This window comes from Streptococcus sp. HMSC077D04, assembly GCF_001808785.1.
Classification (GTDB): domain Bacteria; phylum Bacillota; class Bacilli; order Lactobacillales; family Streptococcaceae; genus Streptococcus; species Streptococcus mitis_BX.
This window is the reverse complement of the sequence record NZ_KV794458.1, coordinates 519-940: the sequence shown is the minus strand read 5'-3', so window position 1 is coordinate 940 and position 422 is coordinate 519. Positions and strand designations below refer to the sequence as shown.

Sequence of the window (422 nt, the reverse complement as noted above, 5' to 3'; positions counted from 1 at the left end):
AGGAGAGAATGAGAGTCGCTTAACCTTATCTTCCATTCATAATGGCCGTGCGATTGAGGGGACAAGAGTTCTAACGGGTGATGTTATAGGTGAAACACCAGATGATACAGGTTTGAAAGTCTCCTATCAAAAGTATAAGAACAAGTAAGAAAAATTGGTATATGTCAATCCGCAATTTTATTTTCCAAAAGTCATTCAACTTCAGACTACTATTTTACCAGCAATTGGTCAGTTTGGTGGGGATGAGTTTGAACGAGCAAAACATATGTATGAGTTTTTGAAATCTCAAGGGGCAAGCGGTGGCAGACACCAGAATAAACCGACTGACTAGGTGGCTTACAGGTTCTGTAAGTCGTCTTTTTTACTTTAATAGTAATGTTTTACATTTTAAGGAGAACGCAGTTTTGGCTCGTTCTCTTTTT

1 pseudogene is annotated in these 422 nt (G+C 38.4%); it reads left to right on the top strand.

The features are described from left to right. Window positions 1–298, top strand: a pseudogene (locus HMPREF2701_RS10930) (CHAP domain-containing protein); the annotation flags it as partial. Window positions 299–422: the final 124 nt, after the last annotated feature.